The 18,073-nt window shown below is 46.0% G+C and carries 22 protein-coding genes; 7 read left to right on the top strand and 15 right to left on the bottom strand.

Translation table 11 applies throughout. The features are described 5' to 3' along the window. Positions 1–173: 173 nt before the first annotated feature. From LAY41_RS19795 to LAY41_RS19780, 4 genes are all read right to left on the bottom strand, one after another. On the bottom strand, positions 174–1,307 hold the full coding sequence (locus LAY41_RS19795) for a geranylgeranyl reductase family protein (protein ID WP_249101859.1): 1,134 nt from the start codon (positions 1,305–1,307) through the stop codon (positions 174–176). Between the two features lie 39 nt (positions 1,308–1,346). Then, positions 1,347–1,895, bottom strand: coding sequence for a ribosome recycling factor (frr, locus tag LAY41_RS19790; RefSeq protein ID WP_249101857.1), 549 nt, complete (start codon positions 1,893–1,895; stop codon positions 1,347–1,349). Then, complete coding sequence (gene pyrH, locus LAY41_RS19785; protein WP_249101855.1) at positions 1,882–2,610, bottom strand: UMP kinase; 729 nt, start codon at positions 2,608–2,610, stop codon at positions 1,882–1,884. Before pyrH ends, frr begins: the two co-directional genes overlap by 14 nt. 70 nt (positions 2,611–2,680) lie before the next feature. Continuing rightward, positions 2,681–3,223, bottom strand: a complete 543-nt coding sequence (locus LAY41_RS19780) for a thioredoxin family protein (RefSeq protein WP_249101853.1) — start codon at positions 3,221–3,223, stop codon at positions 2,681–2,683. A gap of 262 nt (positions 3,224–3,485) precedes the next feature. On the opposite strand from LAY41_RS19780, the gene LAY41_RS19775 reads away from it, so the two are divergent. Continuing rightward, positions 3,486–4,385, top strand: coding sequence for an alpha/beta fold hydrolase (locus tag LAY41_RS19775; protein WP_249101872.1), 900 nt, complete (start codon positions 3,486–3,488; stop codon positions 4,383–4,385). Positions 4,386–4,404: 19 nt separating this feature from the next. Here the strand turns inward: LAY41_RS19775 and LAY41_RS19770 are convergent, their stop codons facing one another. The 5 genes from LAY41_RS19770 to LAY41_RS19750 form a co-directional block, all read right to left on the bottom strand. Then, positions 4,405–5,571: a fatty acid desaturase gene (locus LAY41_RS19770; protein WP_249101851.1), complete on the bottom strand. Its 1,167-nt coding sequence runs from the start codon at positions 5,569–5,571 to the stop codon at positions 4,405–4,407. Between the two features lie 50 nt (positions 5,572–5,621). Beyond that, positions 5,622–5,789, bottom strand: coding sequence for a hypothetical protein (locus LAY41_RS19765; protein ID WP_249101848.1), 168 nt, complete (start codon positions 5,787–5,789; stop codon positions 5,622–5,624). An 85-nt stretch (positions 5,790–5,874) separates the two neighbouring features. Further along, entirely contained in the window at positions 5,875–7,269 is a 1,395-nt protein-coding gene (locus tag LAY41_RS19760) for an LCP family protein (RefSeq protein ID WP_249101846.1), read from the bottom strand. A gap of 190 nt (positions 7,270–7,459) precedes the next feature. Continuing rightward, entirely contained in the window at positions 7,460–7,834 is a 375-nt protein-coding gene (locus tag LAY41_RS19755; protein WP_249101844.1) for a hypothetical protein, read from the bottom strand. A 168-nt stretch (positions 7,835–8,002) separates the two neighbouring features. Next, positions 8,003–9,604: a S8 family serine peptidase gene (locus LAY41_RS19750; RefSeq protein WP_249101842.1), complete on the bottom strand. Its 1,602-nt coding sequence runs from the start codon at positions 9,602–9,604 to the stop codon at positions 8,003–8,005. Between the two features lie 110 nt (positions 9,605–9,714). Here LAY41_RS19750 and rpe point away from each other — a divergent pair, with 110 nt between their 5' ends. Then, positions 9,715–10,422, top strand: a complete 708-nt coding sequence (rpe, locus tag LAY41_RS19745) for a ribulose-phosphate 3-epimerase (protein WP_249101840.1) — start codon at positions 9,715–9,717, stop codon at positions 10,420–10,422. A 133-nt stretch (positions 10,423–10,555) separates the two neighbouring features. Here rpe and LAY41_RS19740 read toward each other — a convergent pair whose 3' ends face one another. Next, the gene (locus tag LAY41_RS19740) at positions 10,556–10,744 is read right to left on the bottom strand and encodes a CsbD family protein (protein ID WP_249101838.1); all 189 of its coding nucleotides are present in this window, start codon (positions 10,742–10,744) and stop codon (positions 10,556–10,558) included. A gap of 322 nt (positions 10,745–11,066) precedes the next feature. Between LAY41_RS19740 and LAY41_RS19735 the strand changes: the two genes are divergently transcribed. From LAY41_RS19735 to LAY41_RS19720, 4 genes are all read left to right on the top strand, one after another. Continuing rightward, positions 11,067–11,318, top strand: a complete 252-nt coding sequence (locus LAY41_RS19735; RefSeq protein WP_249101837.1) for a DUF4258 domain-containing protein — start codon at positions 11,067–11,069, stop codon at positions 11,316–11,318. 12 nt (positions 11,319–11,330) lie between these two features. Further along, positions 11,331–11,570 (top strand): DUF2283 domain-containing protein, encoded by a 240-nt coding sequence (locus LAY41_RS19730; RefSeq protein ID WP_249101835.1) that lies wholly within the window; start codon positions 11,331–11,333, stop codon positions 11,568–11,570. Between the two features lie 79 nt (positions 11,571–11,649). After that, positions 11,650–11,874, top strand: coding sequence for a type II toxin-antitoxin system HicB family antitoxin (locus LAY41_RS19725; RefSeq protein WP_249101833.1), 225 nt, complete (start codon positions 11,650–11,652; stop codon positions 11,872–11,874). Beyond that, the gene (locus tag LAY41_RS19720; protein ID WP_249101830.1) at positions 11,874–12,113 is read left to right on the top strand and encodes a type II toxin-antitoxin system HicA family toxin; all 240 of its coding nucleotides are present in this window, start codon (positions 11,874–11,876) and stop codon (positions 12,111–12,113) included. Before LAY41_RS19725 ends, LAY41_RS19720 begins: the two co-directional genes overlap by 1 nt. A gap of 270 nt (positions 12,114–12,383) precedes the next feature. On the opposite strand, the gene LAY41_RS19715 is transcribed toward LAY41_RS19720, so the two are convergent. The 4 genes from LAY41_RS19715 to LAY41_RS19700 form a co-directional block, all read right to left on the bottom strand. Beyond that, positions 12,384–12,884 carry a hypothetical protein gene (locus LAY41_RS19715; RefSeq protein WP_249101829.1) on the bottom strand — a complete coding sequence of 167 codons (501 nt, stop codon included), beginning with the start codon at positions 12,882–12,884 and terminating at the stop codon, positions 12,384–12,386. Between the two features lie 228 nt (positions 12,885–13,112). Continuing rightward, entirely contained in the window at positions 13,113–13,637 is a 525-nt protein-coding gene (locus LAY41_RS19710) for a hypothetical protein (RefSeq protein ID WP_249101827.1), read from the bottom strand. Between the two features lie 51 nt (positions 13,638–13,688). Next, a complete protein-coding gene (locus LAY41_RS19705) occupies positions 13,689–14,111 on the bottom strand; it encodes a hypothetical protein (RefSeq protein WP_275974269.1) in 423 nt (140 codons plus the stop codon). 219 nt (positions 14,112–14,330) lie between these two features. Further along, positions 14,331–14,519 carry a CsbD family protein gene (locus LAY41_RS19700; protein WP_249101822.1) on the bottom strand — a complete coding sequence of 63 codons (189 nt, stop codon included), beginning with the start codon at positions 14,517–14,519 and terminating at the stop codon, positions 14,331–14,333. 562 nt (positions 14,520–15,081) lie between these two features. Here LAY41_RS19700 and uvrB point away from each other — a divergent pair. Continuing rightward, the gene (uvrB, locus tag LAY41_RS19695; RefSeq protein ID WP_249101820.1) at positions 15,082–17,079 is read left to right on the top strand and encodes an excinuclease ABC subunit UvrB; all 1,998 of its coding nucleotides are present in this window, start codon (positions 15,082–15,084) and stop codon (positions 17,077–17,079) included. A gap of 79 nt (positions 17,080–17,158) precedes the next feature. Here the strand turns inward: uvrB and LAY41_RS19690 are convergent. Further along, positions 17,159–18,073 (bottom strand): DUF1036 domain-containing protein (locus LAY41_RS19690; protein ID WP_249101818.1); only part of this gene is annotated, 915 nt, incomplete at its 5' end.

Here is an 18,073-nt window from a genome sequence, read left to right as displayed (position 1 = left end):
ACATTGTAGAGACGTTTCATGAAACGTCTCTACAGCCTAGAGACATAAAGGGGGTAATCGTTGCGGATTTGGTATTAATTGTAGATGCACCCTACCTAAGAGGCGGCAAATCTGAGAGTTATGAGTTATGAATTAAACATTCTTAATTCATAACTCATAACTCAAAACTATTTTTAGCCGCCCATACCAGGAATCATACTCTTACTGAGGCGTTTGAGCGCGATGTTAACAACATCGCTGTAACGCAGTTCTCCGCAGAGGATTTTCGCCATAGTTTGGGTAGCCGTGGGTCGCTTCACCCCCACTTTGTAGCCAACTTTGGGAATTTTGTAGAACACCCCAGCTAGGCGTTGCGCCCATATCATATCGCTTCCCCATTCATCGGCGATGACTTGGGTATATTTTTCCAGGGCATTCAAATCGCCACCAATAGCCCGATCGATCGCTTCGGCAGCCTTCATACCGCTAAAAATAGAAGGACGAATGCCCTCAGCCGTCATTGGATCGACCACGCAGGCGGCTTCTCCAGCTAAAACGGCGTTTTGGGTGTGCAGCTTTTGATTGCCATCCCACAAGCACAGGGGATGCCCGTATTGCTTGCTATTTTTAACATCCACACCGAATAGAGTGCCGTACTCAGCCAAAATGCTCTTAAAGTCTTGCGGTTCGCCGCCTTGAAACGTCCCGATGCCGATCGAATAACCGTCTGCTTTAGGGAAGTTCCAGATGTAGCCATTTTTGACCATCCCGAACTCAAAGTAAGCTCTAGTATCGGGATTCGCCGGATTTGGTGTTTCTGCCTCCAAGGCTCCACCCAGTCGGCGTTTCCGTTCCTTGAAGCCCAAAAACTTAGCCATTGGCCCTTTGGCACCGTCGGCGGCGATCAAATAGCGAGCTTCTACTGGGCCATTAGCCGTATTGACTTGCCAGCGATCGTTCTTAAATTCAATCCCCGTGACTTCCGTATTATCTCGGAGTTCAGCCCCTTGCTTCTGTGCTTGCTGGATGAGGAAGTGGTCGAAGACATCTCGCCGCACCATCCAAATTGGCTCCATATTTTTGAGTTTGGCTTCCACCCGATCTTCCATTTTCCAGGTGTAGCAAATGGTGTCCACCTTCAAGGAAATTGCTGGGGAAAAGTCAAAATCAAACCATTGGGCGATCGCAGGTGAAACGCCCCCGCCACAGGGTTTATAGCGAGGCAAGCTTTCTTTTTCCAAAACTAAAACAGAACGCCCCCGCTTAGCCAAATGATAAGCTGCGGTTCCACCTGCTGGGCCAGCACCGACAATAATGCAGTCAAACATATTACAGCATTGGGGTAATTTAACTTAACCGTTGTACCATTAGACGGTGGTAATGTCTTTCTCTTTCTCCGCCAGCAATGTTTCTACTTTGTTGATGTACTTATCGGTCATCTTTTGAATTTGATCTTGTAGATCTTTCGCTTCATCTTCAGAAATCTCGGCGTTCTTTTCCTGCTTGCGAATAGAGTCTACGACATCGCGGCGAATATTGCGAATCGAGACTTTTCCTTCTTCAGCGTACTTAGCGGCTATCTTCACGAATTCTTTACGTCGATCGCTCGTCAGCGGCGGAATATTCAACCTGATTGTTGAGCCATCGTTGTTAGGAGTTAAACCGATATCCGAGAGCGAAATCGCTTTCTCAATCAAATTTAAGCTACTGCGATCGTATGGTTGAACCGTAATCGTAGTTGAATCCGGTGTATTAATGTTCGCGAGGGATTTCAGAGATGTTTGGGCACCGTAGTAATCTACCACCACTTTATCGAGCAGAGAAGTGCTGGCTCTGCCGGTGCGGATGGTATTAAAAGCCTGTTGAGTAGATTCAACTGCTTTTTGCATTTTAGTTTCAGCTTCAGCTAACTTCATATAAATCTCCGACTACCGTTCCTATATGTTCTCCCATCACAGCTCGACGGATGTTACCCCTCACAGTGAGGTCAAAAACCATAATTGGGATATTGTTCTCTTTGCAAAGAGCGATCGCGGTACTATCCATTACCCGCAGATCGGCAGCCAAAACGTGCGCGTAGTTAAGGCTTTGGTAGCGTTTGGCATGAGGATTCAGAAGCGGATCTGAATCGTAAATACCATCCACTTTAGTCGCCTTAAAAATAACATCAGCGCTGATTTCAGCTGCCCGCAGAGCAGCTGTGGTGTCCGTTGTAAAGAAAGGATTGCCAGAACCAGCGCCAAAAATCACCACTCGTCCTTTTTCCAGGTGACGAATGGCGCGACGCCGGATGTAGGGTTCCGCCACTTCTTGCATTGCGATCGCAGTTTGCACGCGAGTCGGAACTCCCGATCGCTCCAGAGCATCCTGCAACGTCATGGCATTCATCACCGTGGCGATCATGCCAATATAGTCTGCCGTAGCCCGATCCATTCCCCTTGCCGCCCCCTTGACGCCCCGAAAAATGTTTCCGCCACCCACGACAATCGCTATCTGAACGCCGCTAGCAATCACCTCCGCGACTTCAGAAGCGATTTCCTGAACCACTGCTGGATCGATTCCGTAGCCGAGGTTGCCCATTAAGGCTTCACCGCTCAGCTTCAGCAAAACCCGTTGGTACGCTGTCCCCATGAAATTACTATTTGCTCAACTGAATTTGCCTCCAACTTAAGATAGCAGCAGAAGGGGCTTTATGTGTCCATTATCGCCACTTCAAAGAGCAGCCTTGAGCTTCAGTGTGGGTTGGAGTTACCGTTTCGCCCTTCATCAGCTGGGCTACAGCATTCCGCAAATGAAATACCTGCGCCAACTCTGGTGTTTCGGGACGATCGTCAATACCGCCACAGTAACGCAGAACGCTCTCACGATCTAATAGGAAAACCTCCGGTGTTATTTGGGCACCAAAGCCGCGAGCCACATCCTGCGTCGGATCGCGCAGGTAAGGGAAGTTAAGCTCATGGGTAGCCGCGAAGTTTTTCATATTCTCGAAGCTATCTTCAGGAGATTGGATCGCATCGTTGGGATTAATCCCCATGAGGGTAAAACCTTCATTGTGAAAGTCTGCCTGAATTTTTTTGAGACGCTCTACATATAACCTCACAAAAGGACAGTGATTGCACATGAAAATAACGCCTATTGCTCGGTTCTTTTCCAGATAGCGGGCTAAGTGGTGAACCTCGCCATCAGTACCCGGCAGTTCAAAATCCGGAGCATAGCTGCCAATACGAGTGCTGGTTTGTTCCATAAAACTCTTTTTGAGGGGGCTACAAAAGTCAAAAGTCCTAAGTCAAAAGAAAAAAAATCTAGGGACTAGGCCGCTACGCAAAAGTCACTCATTCACTCATTCACTCATTCAAAAATCCTTTGAGTGTAAGGCATTTGACTACTTATGAACTGGTGGGTTATTTCTGCCGCGCTGCACTAGCGCTATTGTCACAATAGAAGCAGCGAGAGGAAAACTGCCTGTGAACTCGCTTGGCACGATCGATCCAAAATCTAAAATTGCTATGACCCCTTCTGCTTCTACCAATGAAACCGCCACTCAAACTTGGACTTGGCAGGGTTTCCCCATCTGCTATCAGACTCAAGGAAACGAAGGCCCAGCAGTTATCCTTGTACATGGCTTCGGTGCTTCTTGGGGGCACTGGCGCAAGAACATCCCTATATTAGCTAAAACCTGCCGAGTTTATGCTATTGACTTGATTGGCTTTGGTGCATCAGCTAAACCGATTCCAGGAGTTGAGATTGAGTATACCTTTGAAACTTGGGCGCAGCAGATTGCTGATTTTTGTCGGGAAGTCGTCGGTAGCCCCGCATTTTTAGTCGGTAATTCTATTGGCTGTATCGCGGCGATGCAGGCAGCGGTAGACTATCCAGATATCGCCAAAGGGGTTGCCCTGCTCAACTGTTCTCTACGGCTGTTGCACGATCGCAAACGCGCCCACTTACCCTGGTATAGACGATCTAGTGCCCCAATATTACAAAAACTCCTAGCCGTCAAGGGTGTTGGTCAGTTGTTTTTCGATCGACTGGCTAAGCCAAAAGTTGTTCGGAAAATTCTGCTCCAAGCCTATAAAAATCCAGAAGCAGTTACGGACGAACTGGTGGATATCCTGATGGCACCAGCATTTGACCCTGGTGCTGTAGATGTCTTTCTAGCTTTTACGCGCTATTCCCAAGGGCCGCTACCCGAAGACCTTCTGCCCCTTCTGCCCTGTCCGGCGATAATTTTGTGGGGGACAGAAGACCCTTGGGAACCGATCGCGCTGGGGCGAGAATTAGCTAACTTTCCGCAAGTGCAAAAGTTCATTCCCATTCAAGGCGTTGGGCATTGTCCGCAGGATGAAGCGCCTGAGTTGGTGAATCCAATTTTGGAGCAATGGGTAATGGAGAATTTTAGATCTTAGATTTTTAAGTTCATCCAGATTAAGCCTCAACATTTTTGACGATCGCTTTTTCCTGATCGGTTCTGTCCAGGAAACTTGGTTCTGTATCCACAATGGATTGGGCAGCTTGACGAAATGATGCGATCGATACCAGACGACTTGAGGCAGAATCCCACAGGATAAATTTGAAACAATTAGGAATATCGGACATTCGCAGCACTTTTGAATCAGCTAGCAGGTGACGATTCTCATTGTGGCAAGCTTCTAGGTTGTAATTAGGGATTCTTTCGGAAAGATGATGAATATTGTGGTAGCCAATGTCTGCGGCAAACCATTTGAAAACTGTCGGTAACTCCAGGTAACTGCTGCCCTCAATTGCTCCGCGTAGATAATCCCAGCCTTCCGTTTTGTGGGCGTAAGAGCCATCAAAGTTATGTTGCACAAAGAAGACGCAGATGAAGATTGCCGCCGAAAAAGTTAGCGTAATTGAGTAAACGCTGAGGAAAAAACCAAATCCCAGTAAATGACCAAGAAAAATCCAACCTCCAACTACGCAAATGTTGTTGAAGAGCAGATCCCAAAACTCACCCGCCGTGTACCAATTTCTAGATTTATGGGAGGAGATGATTTTTGCTAAACCGATACCCGGATCTTGCTTCAGGCAAGTCAGGAGATGACCAATAAAACGATATGTTCCCAAAATCAGGGCAAGTCTTGGCTTAATGGCAAGGTAGAAAAAACCTCCAGGGAAGATCATCAATGGGTGTCTCAGTAATTCATACCGCCGCTGAGCAGATGGACTGAGTTTGGCAAACTCCTCAGTCGAGATCAATGCAGAAGGTCCGCGATACCGCTCCCAATCACCGTTTGTTTTGTGGTGATAGGCATGACCTCTTGACCAGGGGTATTGGGGGATCGCGTTGATCGCACCCAGCATAAAACCGATGACCCGATTAACCCGTTTTGAACGAAAGAGCGAATAGTGTCCGCAATCGTGCATCAAAGCAAAACAACGCCCTGAAAAAAGCGCCATCAGAACCATAATTGGTGGAAGCAACCAAAAGGAAATAAAAGCTGCTTTAACTGCTAAAAACCATAAAAGGAGATAGGGAACAACTGTATTGAGAATTTGATAAGTCGCCCGTAAGTCGTTGCTCTTCATGTAGGGAGCTAGGGCAAAGTCCGACTTTTTAACCGTAGTTTCCATTCAATCAAGTCTCTTATGAACAACCTCGAAGCAATCAGCCGAAGCGATCCCTAAATCCCATTCAGGAAAGACTTCCCTTCGCCCAGCGTTGCGAAGCAACCGATTGAGATCGGATTGCTACAACTTTGACTGGACATCGATAATATACCTCTTTTGGCTTCAAGCTTGATGGCTTGGATCGCTTTTTGACGGAGGTCGTAACTGTAGGGTTTAGGCATTGGTTTCGCTCCGGCACAGCCGGAGCAAGATCGAGGTCTGCTTCCAGTTTATGGCTTAACCGCCAAGGCGGTTGCTATAATTAGCTCAATTTCTTCGTTGCAGCCAATCCTTACCAACCTTAATCGTAATATCAGATTCCAGATTGCCGGTGCTTTCAACGCGCACATCACCGAATTCCAGCGCTCGGCGAATCGCCTCAGCACCGTCACCATCTCCTTGCTGGGCAACAATGCGCGTTTCTGACAAAGGTTCTTTCCAGGGTTCGGCAACGAAGACATTGCGATAGCCCGCCTTTTTGAGCTTAGCCAATAAGTCATCAGCCGCGCCAGGTTGGCCAGTGCTATCTTGAATTGCTATGTTTATATTGGTAGGGTTAAAGGCGCGACGACTCTTTTTATTAGAGTCATCCACGTCTAAATACTGGGCTACCATCTTGTCAATGCCACGGCGGTTCGGCAGCCAGTAGCTAGCCTCGAACTGCTCCGAATCGCTAAAATCACCCGGTACCATCAACATCTGCACATTCGATCGATTTGTTTTGACGCCAAAACCCACTAAGGCAACTAACTCTTCAAGCGTTAAGTTAGTATCGATGTGCGACTGGACTATTGAGAGAATTTGAGGTACTCGCGACATGGTACCCGGATTGAGGGCTTGTTCCGCTAAAGCTCGCATTACCATTTGTTGCCGCTGCACCCGGCCAATATCGCCTAGCTTATCGTAGCGAAAGCGCAGGAAGTTTTGCATCTGAGCGCCGTTGAGGTGTTGCGTCCCAGCTTTAAAATCGATGTAGAGATGCTGGGTATCGTCCTTGTACTTCATGTCCTGGGGTATGTAGACGGTGACGCCGCCCAAGGCATCGATCAGTTTTTCTACGCCTTGGACATTGATGCGGACGTAGCGATCGATTCTGATGCCGCCCAGCAAGTTGCTCGTCGCCCTAGCACTCAGTGCTGGGCCACCAGCAGCGTTAGCAGCGTTAATTTTGGTGACGCCTTGCCCCTCAACTAAAGTCCGAGTATCCCGTGGAATAGAAAGTACGATTAATTTTTGGGTTTGGGGGTTAAAGCGTAGCAGGAGCATGGTATCCGAGAGCCCCTCAAAAGAATTGACCACCGGGTCATATCCATTGTTTGCTGGATTGGGTGACTCACCCAACTCCGAACTGAGAACTTTTATTCCCAAAACTAAGATATTGACAGGTCGGGTCAGCTCCGGCAAACGCAGATTCGTAGTCGAGATATTGCCACCAGAAAACACTGCTGCTTCTTCCGCGCTCATTCGGCTTTGCATCAAGGGTTTAGTGGAAAGAGACACTGCCAGCAGGGCTCCCGCTGTTGCCGACAGCATGGCGATGCCGGTCAAGCCAAACCCAAGCCAGAGCCAACGTAGGTGGTTTGCTTTGGCAGGCTGACTCACAAAAGATGGGCTAATTTTTTGTCCCAGAGAAAATAGAGCGGCAATGTTTCGAGTTGGCACTGGCTTCCTCACACACTAAAAATTTGGAGTGTCTAAAGTTACTTTAGATTTTCCAATCAGAATATTCATACCAGTATTTCCTACCGTTTGCTACAAAATCAGGGTAGTTATCTTCAGGGCGGCCCTGGAACCCTGCGACCTTAATCAGGAGTATGCAGCCGGAAACGAGATCGGGTGGCACTCTTGGCGATTAGGATAGATATTTGCGAACGACGCGCTCAGCGATGGTACTGATTACTGGTAAGCGCAGGGATTGATGCTGCGAGAGACGAATCATCAACCAAATACACACGACAAAGTAACCAGAAGTGAGCAAACTATTCATCAACAACAGGGGCAATTTGAAAGATTCCGAAGCATCTGCGCTAGTACCCAACAAAATATACCCCAATAGCCAGCCAATGGCTAGTGTTACTGACAATCTACTTACAGCTTGTCGCGAAGGGCTATCTCGACGGCGGTATAGAGTCCAGAGGGCTGGGAAAAAGCCGAGGACTGGGGTCAAATATATAAATAGCTCTAAGCGTTTGAGGTCTGGATTTTCAAAGGGGTCAATGTCTTTCATCGGCAGGGGGAGTGGGGGAGAAGGGACAACATTGAGGCAGAAAAAGGGGGTAGCTAACCCGGATTTGGTATTACTTGCATTCGCTCTGGTTGGGAATGGGTAATGGGTACGTAGTTGCGCTTTAGCGCTAAAGCGCAACTACGTACCCAGAAAGTTACTCATTACCCATTACTTTGCGGGTACAGTCCACCAAGCCAAAGCATAAGGCTGAGTTGCCTCGTTGACTTTTTGGCGATATTGGACTCGGATTTTATAGCGACCTGTTTTGGGAACTGGACAGAAAATATGTTCTACGCTATCGACTTCGCTAACAGAGGCACAGGCTTTAGCGCCATTATCGTTGCTGTCGGCGGGTATGAGATAGAGGTCGAGGTTGTTCAAACCGCGATCGCGAAATGTTTCGCCTATGTCATATTGATTATTCTTGTCGGTATCGTTTAGCTCGACCATTCTGTCCCAAGCTAGGGTGATGGAGGCAAAACTTCCCTGCTGCAATGGTTTGTCTAACACATAGTCAACAGAGGCGTTGGCTTCCACTTTGTTGTAATCCCAACCGATTGGCGACGCTGCTTCTGATGGTTTCCACTGACCGCCGCCAAACTGCTGAACTGCACGGGTGACATTTAGCTGACCCGTCCCCATTTGCAGATCCAAGGGAATTTTTTCATCCTTGTAGGCATCGGAGTCCAGCCAACTGCGGTTGCTTTTGTCGGTAATTGTTTTGGTCATACCCAGTCGCGAACCATCGCCAGTGTCTTTGAGTTTGTCGGCTGAGTTGAGGAATACAACTTTTGTGACTTCGTGGCGACGGGAATCAATGCTCCAGTGGGGCTGGCGGGTGCTAAGTTGGCGATCGCCAAATTCCTGGATCAGGGCTACGGAGGCGGTGACGTGAGGCGTTGCCAAACTGGTGCCGCTAACTTGGTTAACACTACCGTCCAAGTTCAGGACTGTAACATCGTGACCGGGGGCAACTATACCGATCGCACGACGCCCCCCAGCATTAATTTCTTTACCCGCTAGCCGACTGACAATTCCGGCGGCGATATCGCCGATATTGGCAAAGTCAACTTTGGAAAACACTCCATCAACGCGCTTGGTAAATGCGACGTTGATGCCGTTGAAGTTGTCGGTGGGAATGGGAATGCCGCCTTTGCCCTGATTTCCGGCGACGAGATGGAGGACATCGTAGACACGGGCAGACCAATCGATACATTGGGTCAGTAGGGCGTTGCCATCCAAAACGGCGGCGTCTCCTCGTGTATCCCGTTCGAGGGATTCGCCAAAGCTATAGTTGATCGATCGCACGTCTCCCCCATTTTGCTGGGCTACGTATTGAGAGGCGAGACACTCTTCTGCTTGCCCGCTTTTTTCGATTGCGCCAACCGCAGAAGAATACAGTCTTGCGCCTGGTGCGACGCCCGGTACGGCTTTGGATGTACTGATCATCATACCCGCGACGCTGAAGGCGTGGGGGTCTACGTCGGTATCTGTTTTGGCTGGTGTATCCCGCCAAAACACTCGCGTAACTGCGACGACTACATGATTTTGGCTCCCCGCTTTGTCCACGCCAAACTGTCCGGGGCGGCCTATTTCGACTTGACCGATCGCGATTTTGCGCCCGGTCAAATTGTAAGGAGGCTTTTGGAGCCGTAGAGCATCAATTCCAGATTCTCCAACTGATGAGTCGTTATTCAGGGCAACTACCGGGGCACACAGACAGGTAGCGCTGAGGCCCAATACAATCCACGCCTTATTTTTTTTCACCATCTGTCGCGCTCGCAAAGAGTTTTCCCATCTGAGGGATCAAACTGAATTAGGGGTTGTGACACATTTTGTTAAAATGCTTACAACTGAGGACGCAGGAGAGATCTTAGGCCATGACCCAAAAGCAATCCCACAAATCTATTGTTGTTGCTCCCTCTATCCTATCAGCGGATTTTAGCCGTCTGGGGGATGAAATTCGGGCTGTTGATGCCGCTGGGGCAGATTGGATTCACGTTGATGTGATGGATGGTCGGTTTGTCCCGAACATTACGATCGGCCCATTAATTGTAGAAGCTATTCGTCCGGTTACGAAAAAGCCTCTGGATGTCCACTTGATGATTGTGGAACCGGAGAAGTATGTGGAGGATTTTGCTAAGGCGGGTGCTGATATTATCTCGGTTCATGCCGAGCATAATGCTTCTCCTCACTTGCATCGCACTCTGGGTCAAATCAGAGAGTTGGGTAAGCTGGCGGGTGTGGTTCTCAATCCTTCTACGCCGTTGGAATTGATTGAGTATGTGCTGGAACTTTGCGATTTGGTGTTGATTATGAGTGTCAACCCCGGTTTCGGCGGTCAAAGTTTTATTCCCGGTGTGCTGCCAAAAATCAAGAAGTTGCGCCAAATGTGCGATGAACGCGGTCTCGATCCTTGGATTGAGGTGGATGGTGGTTTGAAGGGGAATAATACTTGGCAGGTTTTGGAAGCTGGCGCGAATGCGATCGTAGCTGGTTCGGCTGTGTTTAAGGCGAAGGACTATGCTGAGGCGATCGAAGGTGTTCGCAATAGCAAGCGTCCGACTCCTGAATTGGCAACTGTTTAAAATAGCTGGTTTTAAACAATGTTAAAGTAAGTCAGATAGGAGAATTATCTACCTTTCTGACTTACTTTTTCGATCGTAATTCTGCAAAGATATGCAGTTAATGCGAAGGGCCGATCGAGCTTTTTGGAAAAGATTATAGTTTGTCAATAAACTTTTTGGCTTTATCTTTGATGTTCTCTGCCGTATTCATAGCTTGCGCTTGAATTTGCTTGGCTTTGCCTTCGGCTTTTTGTTGAGGATCGCCAGTTATTTCACCAAGAGCCTCTTGAGCTTTACCTTCCATATTTTTTGCGATCGCTTTGGCTTTATCTTGTAAGCTCATCTTGCTTCTCCTTGTTTTTTGTGAGTAAATACTTATGACGGAACGCAACTTTGTTTGTTGCTATTTGAAAAGTTTTTATCATTATAACATAAATTTTCTAAGTTCATCTGCCCAAAGAGATAGGCGATCGCACTTAACCCCTGTATACCTGCGATCCTGTCTCCGTTCTGGGGTTAAGATTGAACTTAGATGCTCCAATGGGACATCTTCCCGTAGCAATGGATTTGTGGGAAAGCGGTTGGACGTATGGTAGGTGGTGGGAAAGAGTAGATTGTTTCGCTGCTTTCGCCTCGAAAATTGTAAACTTTAACATGGTAAATCAATGAGTGTAAGGCTACATCCCCATGCTCAAGCAAGATTAATTGAGCGTGGTGCAACTGAGGCAGAAGTAATCGCCACTGTCGAAAGTGGTACACCTTTTGCGGCTCAATTTGGTCGCACGGGTTTTAGGCGTAACTTTTCCTTCAACGCCGAGTGGCGGGGGACGGTTTATACTATGAAAAAGGTTGAAGTAATTGCCGTCAAGGAAAACGAAGACTGGTTAGTTATTACCGTAATCGTCAAATACTTTTAAGGATAAAATCTAATGAAAATCACTTACGATCCTAGATACAACATTGCTTATATCTGCCTGCAAGAAAAGACGACACAGGTGGAGACGATTCAAGTCAGTGAAGAAATGAATGTGGACATTACACCAGACGGAACTATTTATGGTATTGAACTCCTCAATGCCAATCGGCAATTAACTGCTGATAATCAAGGAAAGTTGATTGTAGTAAATGAAGCATTGGGAGAATCGGCTGAGATTAAACTAGCACTATGAAAACGTAGGTAATATCCATGAAAATTAGTTATGATGCCGAGTTTAGACCTGAGCGAGAAAGATAAATGGAAATGATTATATGAGACAATTCAAAATCATTGTAGAAAAGCATTCCGATGGTTATGTGGCTTATCCCCTTGGTATTAAAGGGGCTGTAGTTGGCCAAGGTGATACTTATGCGGAAGCCTTAGCCGATGTCAAGTCAGCTATTAACTGCTATATCGAGGTATTTGGCACAGAGATGCTGGAAGATGACCCACCAGTAATCGAAGCTTTTTTGACAGAAGCAGAGGTGGCTATCTAATGCCTAAGTTTCCTGTCGATGCTTCTAAAAGAAGAGTCATCAAGGCATTTGAGCTATTGGGATTTCGCATAATTCGGGAAGGCGAACATATTGTCATGGTGCGAGAAAATGATGATGGAACAGAAACTCCATTGGTGATGCCTAACCAGTCTCAAATCAAATCAGGTACATTGAGAGCAATCTGTACTCAGGTAGGTGTGTCGCGAGAGGAATTCTTGACCTACTATGAACAAAGCTGAGGTTCTTTATCGTATATGACAATATCCTAGAAAAGGCGATCGTGCTACGCAAACAGTTATACTCCGCACGGGCACAAACTGTTATTTTTGATGTGTAGGGCGAAGCATTCCGGTAATAATTTGTTGGTTGAACCCAAAGATATTTACCGGAATGCGGAGCCCCTACTGCTGGGTTAAAAAAGCTCGTTCTATGACCGTGCTAAGTATAAACAATCTGCACAAACACAAAGAAACCGGGTTTCGCAGAAGTTACCCGGTTTCTCAATTCTTTTAATCCAGAAAACCCATAATATCTTGGCCGCTGTCAATATCATTTGAGGCGACTGGACGCAGCCCGAAATTTAAAACGGTTTCAGTAATTTTCAGATTACTTGCGGTAACTGGACGAATGCCAGAGAAGTTGATTGTATGGGTAATTTGTAGATTACTTGACATGATGGGACGAATCCCAGACATATTGACTGTCTCAGTAACTTTGTGATGGCTTGCTTCTACGGGACGAATGCCAGCACTAACGAATGTTTCGCTAATTTCAAAGGTATTTGGGCCGATCGGGCTAGAGCCAGTTAGCGGAACTAGCGCTGAAGCATCTGATGATTCCCGATCTGGCAATACAAGGAGTTGCGCCCCATTATTTGTATCTTGACTGTCTTTGGTTTCCACGCTATCTGCTGGCATAGTCTTTTCCTGTTTAGTTTTGGCACTCTTTTGACTCTGGGTGCGGCTCGTTGTGGCAGTATCTTTCAGTTCGGGAGTGCTGCTAACGTTCATGTCTAACACCTCTGGATTCTTAAGCGACTTTGCTTGTAATCTGAGTTTAAGTTAAAAAACATTATAGAGGTATAAATATCTTGACGTAAATATAAAGAAAAATAAATATATAAACTCCTGTAAAGAAATGTTTTGTTACACAATGGAAGCAGAACGAATACAAGAAAAAGCGATCTAGTTTTGCTAGATCGCTGTGATTTTTCCTTTATCACAAAACGGTAATAATTTTTACGACCGGCGACCGCTCAGCCACTTGGCAGCCATAATGCCAACAACAGCTGCAACCAGTGGATTACTCACAAACTTCATAATGGCGGGTTTTTCAGCCAGAACGTCTTGGAAAATGTCTGGGTGAGAGTGATAGGTGAAGGATGCCAATTTGCTCACATCGTCTGCACTCATGCGGCTGGCGTGGTGGGTAGAAAGTCCCAACTGCTGCTCTAGCTGGCGATCGCTCAATCCGCGTTCCTTTAAGCGCTTGAAGAATTCATGGGCCACATCATCGCGTTCGTTTGGCTTGATTTGGGCGATCGCACTTTTGAGTTCTGAGTCCATTTCGCTGGGGGGAATGCGATCGGGATGCAGAGAGCGGCCAAACATTTTGCGGCGCTCATCTACAGTGGAACGTTGGGCAAAATCATCAAAATTTTCATATTCGCTGCTAGGATCGACTGGCGCGTCATTCATAGATTCGACCTTACCGCCAGCCAAGTCGTTCATGATTTGCCGTTTGTATTCTTCGCTGCTACTCATTTTGTCGCACTCCTATTTATTTAAAGATTGGTAATTGCACTCGTAGCTTGGTTATTGATACTGAATCTGTTTTGATTGCTCGTCATACCGAGCCGTCAAAATCAGTTTTTTATCAGGCGCGTACATCAGAACACTCAAATCTTGATTGGGGAAATTCTTGTGAAAGCCTTGCAGGAGCGATCGCGCTAATGTTTGTACTTCATTTGGCTTTACTTGCGGCGCAATCACAACTCCCAATTTATTGTTGTCGCGCACGTAGGCGTCCTGAACCAATCCGTTGGCAGTCTGAACCACCCAATCGCCAAATTTTTGACCGGCAGATGTACTGCCGCGTTCCAATTGGGTATAGGTGCTGCCGATCGCCCCTGGCAGCTGTGGCCTTTGGGTAGCTTGAGACACTCCGCCGCAGGCAGTGGTAACTGTCAGAACTAAAATCAAGATCAGGGCGGTCAAAAACTTGCGGCTTTGTTGCATAAAATTCACATCCATTTCCTCCACAATTACAGCTAGTTTGCTAACCGAGTAATACTTTCAGCACTTACGCTTTAGTTCGCATTTTTTAGCCTAGAAGTAGGGGGAATTCATAAATTGCCCCTACTTCTAGGGTGCCAAATCAAATGCGTAAGTCCTAACTTTATCGGTTTAATCAAAAAGTCTAGATAAATCCTAAGCTACCTAGACCTTGGTTAACGTTTAGGCCCGATCGACGATATCTTTGGCTTTATCTTTCACGTCTTCTTTGGTATGACGAACCTCGGATTCGGCTTGCTTCATTTTTCCTTCTGCACGATCTTCAGGATCGCCAGTGACATTTCCCAATGCTTCTTGAGCTTTGCCTTCAATGTTTTTGCCCACTGCTTTGGCTCTTTCTTCTATGCTCATTTTGCTTTTCCTTTTTTATGGGTGCATTTCAACAGTTAACCGTAAAGTTAATCTGTTGTTTTGAATACATATCCAATCTATTGATAATTTAGGGGTATCAGCGTCTCCCAGAAGGCATATTGTTACTGTTATCTTTTGCTTCTAGCGGCATATACTGCAAGACATACTTAATGTTTAAATTATTCATAAAAACAGTTATAATAAATCTAATGCTAATGCCAACGGCACGAGTAGAGCGAAGGCCACTACCCATAATTATGATTAGTTGACCGAGAGGTCGAAGAAAGCGATCGCATTGGCATCTAATTTATTCAGAACAGTTATGTCAAATAAAGGCGACTTTTTACTGCCAAGGGAATGCAGTTGTCAATTGTAGATATTGTTCTTATAATAAAAGAATATCTTAAAAAGAGTTATGACCAAGAAATTATTGGTTTGGTCGCACCCGGATTTATCGGCGGATAAAAAATAAAGCATAGCATCCAAGTTTTAGAAGACCCCCGCATTCATCTGTGGGTTAATCCTCTCATTTCAAAACTAAAATCCTCTCACCCCAAATCGAATGACGCAATTTAGCCTGCAAGCAACTTTTAACCCGACGGGCGATCAACCGCACGCGATCGCCGAACTCACCAACTACATCCAGGGCGGTAATCGCTTCCAAACCCTGCTAGGTGCGACGGGTACGGGGAAAACTTTTACCGTAGCTTCGGTAATTGAAAAGGTGGGAAAACCCACCCTAGTTCTAGCTCACAACAAAACTTTAGCGGCTCAGTTGTGTAACGAGTTCCGGGAATTTTTCCCCGATAATGCTGTTGAATACTTTGTCAGTTATTACGATTACTACCAACCTGAAGCTTATCTCCCTGTCACCGATACTTACATCGAAAAAACTGCCGCAATTAACGATGAAATCGATATGTTGCGCCACTCAGCTACGCGATCGCTTTTTGAGCGGCGCGATGTTATTGTGGTAGCTTCGATCAGTTGTATCTACGGGTTAGGGATTCCCTCGGAATATCTGAAAGCGGCTATTCCTTTTCGAGTGGGAGAAGAAGTTAATCAGCGGCAGATATTGAGAGATTTAGCCACCGTGCAGTATAACCGCAACGATACAGAAATGGGTCGAGGAAAGTTTCGAGTTCGGGGCGATGTGTTGGAAATTGGCCCCGCTTACGAAGACCGCATTATTCGGATAGAATTCTTTGGGGATGAAATTGATGCGATTCGCTATGTTGACCCCGTAACAGGTGAAATTATCCAAAGTTTAGATGCGATAAATATTTATCCAGCGCGTCACTTTGTTACGCCAGACGAGAAACTCGAAGCTGCTTGCGATGCTATTCAGCAAGAATTAAAAGAGCGAGTTGCAGAATTGGAGAAAGATGGAAAATTACTAGAAGCGCAACGATTAGATCAGCGCAGTCGCTACGATTTGGAAATGCTGCGGGAAGTAGGATATTGTAACGGCGTGGAGAACTATTCTCGCCATTTAGCGGGTCGTCTTGCTGGAGAACCGCCAGAATGTTTGATCGATTATTTCCCGAAAGATTGGCTTTTGGTAATAGATGAATCTCACGTTAGCGTACCGCAAATTCGAGGAATGTATAATGGCGACCAAGCTCGGAAAAAAGTGCTGATCGAGCATGGATTTCGCCTTCCCAGTGCAGCAGATAACCGTCCGCTGAAAGCCGAGGAATTCTGGGAAAAAGTGAATCAGTGTATTTTCGTTTCTGCTACTCCTGGAAATTGGGAATTAGAAATTTCCGAGGAGCGCATCGCGCAGCAAGTGATTCGACCGACTGGGGTGCTTGACCCAGAATTATTCGTGCGTCCGACCGAAGGACAAATTGATGATTTGTTAGGTGAAATTAAAGAGAGAGTTGCTCTAAAAGAAAGAGTTTTGGTGACAACTTTAACTAAGCGGATGGCGGAGGATTTGACCGAGTATTTGCAAGATAGAGCTATTCGGGTGCGCTATTTGCACTCGGAGATTAATTCGATTCAGCGGATTGAGATTTTGCAGGAGTTGCGATCGGGCGATTTTGATGTGCTGATTGGGGTTAATTTGTTGCGGGAAGGTTTGGATTTGCCAGAGGTTTCTTTGGTGGCGATTTTGGATGCGGACAAAGAAGGGTTTTTGAGAGCGGAACGTTCTTTGATTCAAACGATCGGTCGTGCGGCGCGTCACGTGCGAGGACAAGCTATTTTGTATGGGGATAATCTGACGGATAGCATGATTAAAGCAATTGACGAAACCGATCGACGGCGCGGTATTCAGATGGCATACAACCGGATGCACGGGATTACGCCTCAGTCAATTATCAAAAAATCCAAAAACTCGATTTTGGCTTCTCTAGAAGTTTCGCGGCGGCTGAATACGCAAGAATTGGAGGTGGCGTATCAACAGGCGGACGATCTTTCTTTAGATGAGATTCCAGAGTTGATTAGCCAGTTGGAAGCGCAGATGAAGGAAGCGGCGAAGAAGTTGGAGTTTGAGGAGGCGGCGAAATTGCGCGATCGGATAAAACATTTGCGGGATAAATTGCTGGGTCATTAAGCAGAGTAGAGAAATTTGGCGAGATGGATGAGGGGCGATCGCACTATGCTAAGATTCGCCCCATGATAATTTCAGTATCCTAATCCTTAAAAGGCCAATCATTTGTTCCTGGAGAAACATCAAACTTACTCATTGTTACTCTTCTTTCGCTACTTCCACTACAACTATTTTTGTCACTGTTCGGAATATCAAAAGCATTGATTATGTCTACACAAAATGATGAATATCCTGAACCCCAACTGCGTTCTCCTTTATTGTACATTCCATAAACATATACATTTCCCCTATAATTTTGACCCATGCTAACACTTTTACATTCTCCTAGAGCGACTAACCACCAACCTTTTGAACGTAATCCTTCACCATCCCAGAACGCAAATGAAGCATTTATTGTTTTACTTTCAGTTTTATTGCAAAACTTTACATAAGTAGATTTTGTCAGGTCATAAACTCTACTTTGCAAACTATCATTTTCTTTATGTAAAGAGCGATTTTTATCTTCAAGTTCATTGACTCTACTTTGCAGTTGATTAATGTTTTTCTTAAAAGAGGACTCATGATTTTCTAGTTGTCCCATTAATTTGTTTAAATCAAGGTATAAAAATGAATCTCCACCTTTAATGACATTTATTAAATTTTGTATCTCACTAGACAGAGATGGCTTGTTTACGTTTGGTAAAAGCAATTGTTTTTGAACTCTTATTCGCTCAATTTGCTTCTTAATTTGATTAAGTTGTTGATACTGAGCGTAAGAAAATACCCCAATACCAATAGCAGTAATTGTTGAAACTACAGCGATAGCCTTTAGCCAAGCCGGAGAACTCGCTATCCGAGTTTGTTTAGTCAGCGAAGTTGGTGAGCTATTCATCGGTTGACTGGTAATTGTGGTTGCGCCTGTAGGATTCCAAGTCTGAGGTGGAGGATTTTGTGGTTGACTGGTAGCTGTAGTTGCACCTGTAGGATTCCAAGTCTGAGGTGGAGGATTTTGTGGTTG

The organism is Argonema galeatum A003/A1 (assembly GCF_023333595.1).
Classification (GTDB): Bacteria; Cyanobacteriota; Cyanobacteriia; order Cyanobacteriales; family Aerosakkonemataceae; genus Argonema; species Argonema galeatum.
The sequence above is the reverse complement of the archived record's forward strand: the minus strand, read 5'-3'. Positions and strand labels throughout refer to the sequence as shown.

Excerpts from the sequence above, each read along its gene's own strand:
- LAY41_RS19780 (WP_249101853.1), bottom strand. The coding sequence starts at position 3,223 with ATGGAACAAACCAGCACTCGTATTGGCAGCTATGCTCCGGATTTTGAA.
- LAY41_RS19700 (WP_249101822.1), bottom strand. The coding sequence starts at position 14,519 with ATGAGCATAGAAGAAAGAGCCAAAGCAGTGGGCAAAAACATTGAAGGC.
- rpe (WP_249101840.1), top strand. The coding sequence starts at position 9,715 with ATGACCCAAAAGCAATCCCACAAATCTATTGTTGTTGCTCCCTCTATC.
- LAY41_RS19735 (WP_249101837.1), top strand. The coding sequence starts at position 11,067 with ATGAGTGTAAGGCTACATCCCCATGCTCAAGCAAGATTAATTGAGCGT.
- pyrH (WP_249101855.1), bottom strand. The coding sequence starts at position 2,610 with ATGGGGACAGCGTACCAACGGGTTTTGCTGAAGCTGAGCGGTGAAGCC.
- LAY41_RS19775 (WP_249101872.1), top strand. The coding sequence starts at position 3,486 with ATGACCCCTTCTGCTTCTACCAATGAAACCGCCACTCAAACTTGGACT.
- LAY41_RS19765 (WP_249101848.1), bottom strand. The coding sequence starts at position 5,789 with ATGCCTAAACCCTACAGTTACGACCTCCGTCAAAAAGCGATCCAAGCC.
- frr (WP_249101857.1), bottom strand. The coding sequence starts at position 1,895 with ATGAAGTTAGCTGAAGCTGAAACTAAAATGCAAAAAGCAGTTGAATCT.
- LAY41_RS19755 (WP_249101844.1), bottom strand. The coding sequence starts at position 7,834 with ATGAAAGACATTGACCCCTTTGAAAATCCAGACCTCAAACGCTTAGAG.
- LAY41_RS19725 (WP_249101833.1), top strand. The coding sequence starts at position 11,650 with ATGAGACAATTCAAAATCATTGTAGAAAAGCATTCCGATGGTTATGTG.
- LAY41_RS19795 (WP_249101859.1), bottom strand. The coding sequence starts at position 1,307 with ATGTTTGACTGCATTATTGTCGGTGCTGGCCCAGCAGGTGGAACCGCA.
- LAY41_RS19705 (WP_275974269.1), bottom strand. The coding sequence starts at position 14,111 with ATGCAACAAAGCCGCAAGTTTTTGACCGCCCTGATCTTGATTTTAGTT.
- LAY41_RS19720 (WP_249101830.1), top strand. The coding sequence starts at position 11,874 with ATGCCTAAGTTTCCTGTCGATGCTTCTAAAAGAAGAGTCATCAAGGCA.
- LAY41_RS19710 (WP_249101827.1), bottom strand. The coding sequence starts at position 13,637 with ATGAGTAGCAGCGAAGAATACAAACGGCAAATCATGAACGACTTGGCT.
- LAY41_RS19770 (WP_249101851.1), bottom strand. The coding sequence starts at position 5,571 with ATGGAAACTACGGTTAAAAAGTCGGACTTTGCCCTAGCTCCCTACATG.
- LAY41_RS19750 (WP_249101842.1), bottom strand. The coding sequence starts at position 9,604 with ATGGTGAAAAAAAATAAGGCGTGGATTGTATTGGGCCTCAGCGCTACC.
- LAY41_RS19730 (WP_249101835.1), top strand. The coding sequence starts at position 11,331 with ATGAAAATCACTTACGATCCTAGATACAACATTGCTTATATCTGCCTG.
- uvrB (WP_249101820.1), top strand. The coding sequence starts at position 15,082 with ATGACGCAATTTAGCCTGCAAGCAACTTTTAACCCGACGGGCGATCAA.
- LAY41_RS19715 (WP_249101829.1), bottom strand. The coding sequence starts at position 12,884 with ATGAACGTTAGCAGCACTCCCGAACTGAAAGATACTGCCACAACGAGC.
- LAY41_RS19740 (WP_249101838.1), bottom strand. The coding sequence starts at position 10,744 with ATGAGCTTACAAGATAAAGCCAAAGCGATCGCAAAAAATATGGAAGGT.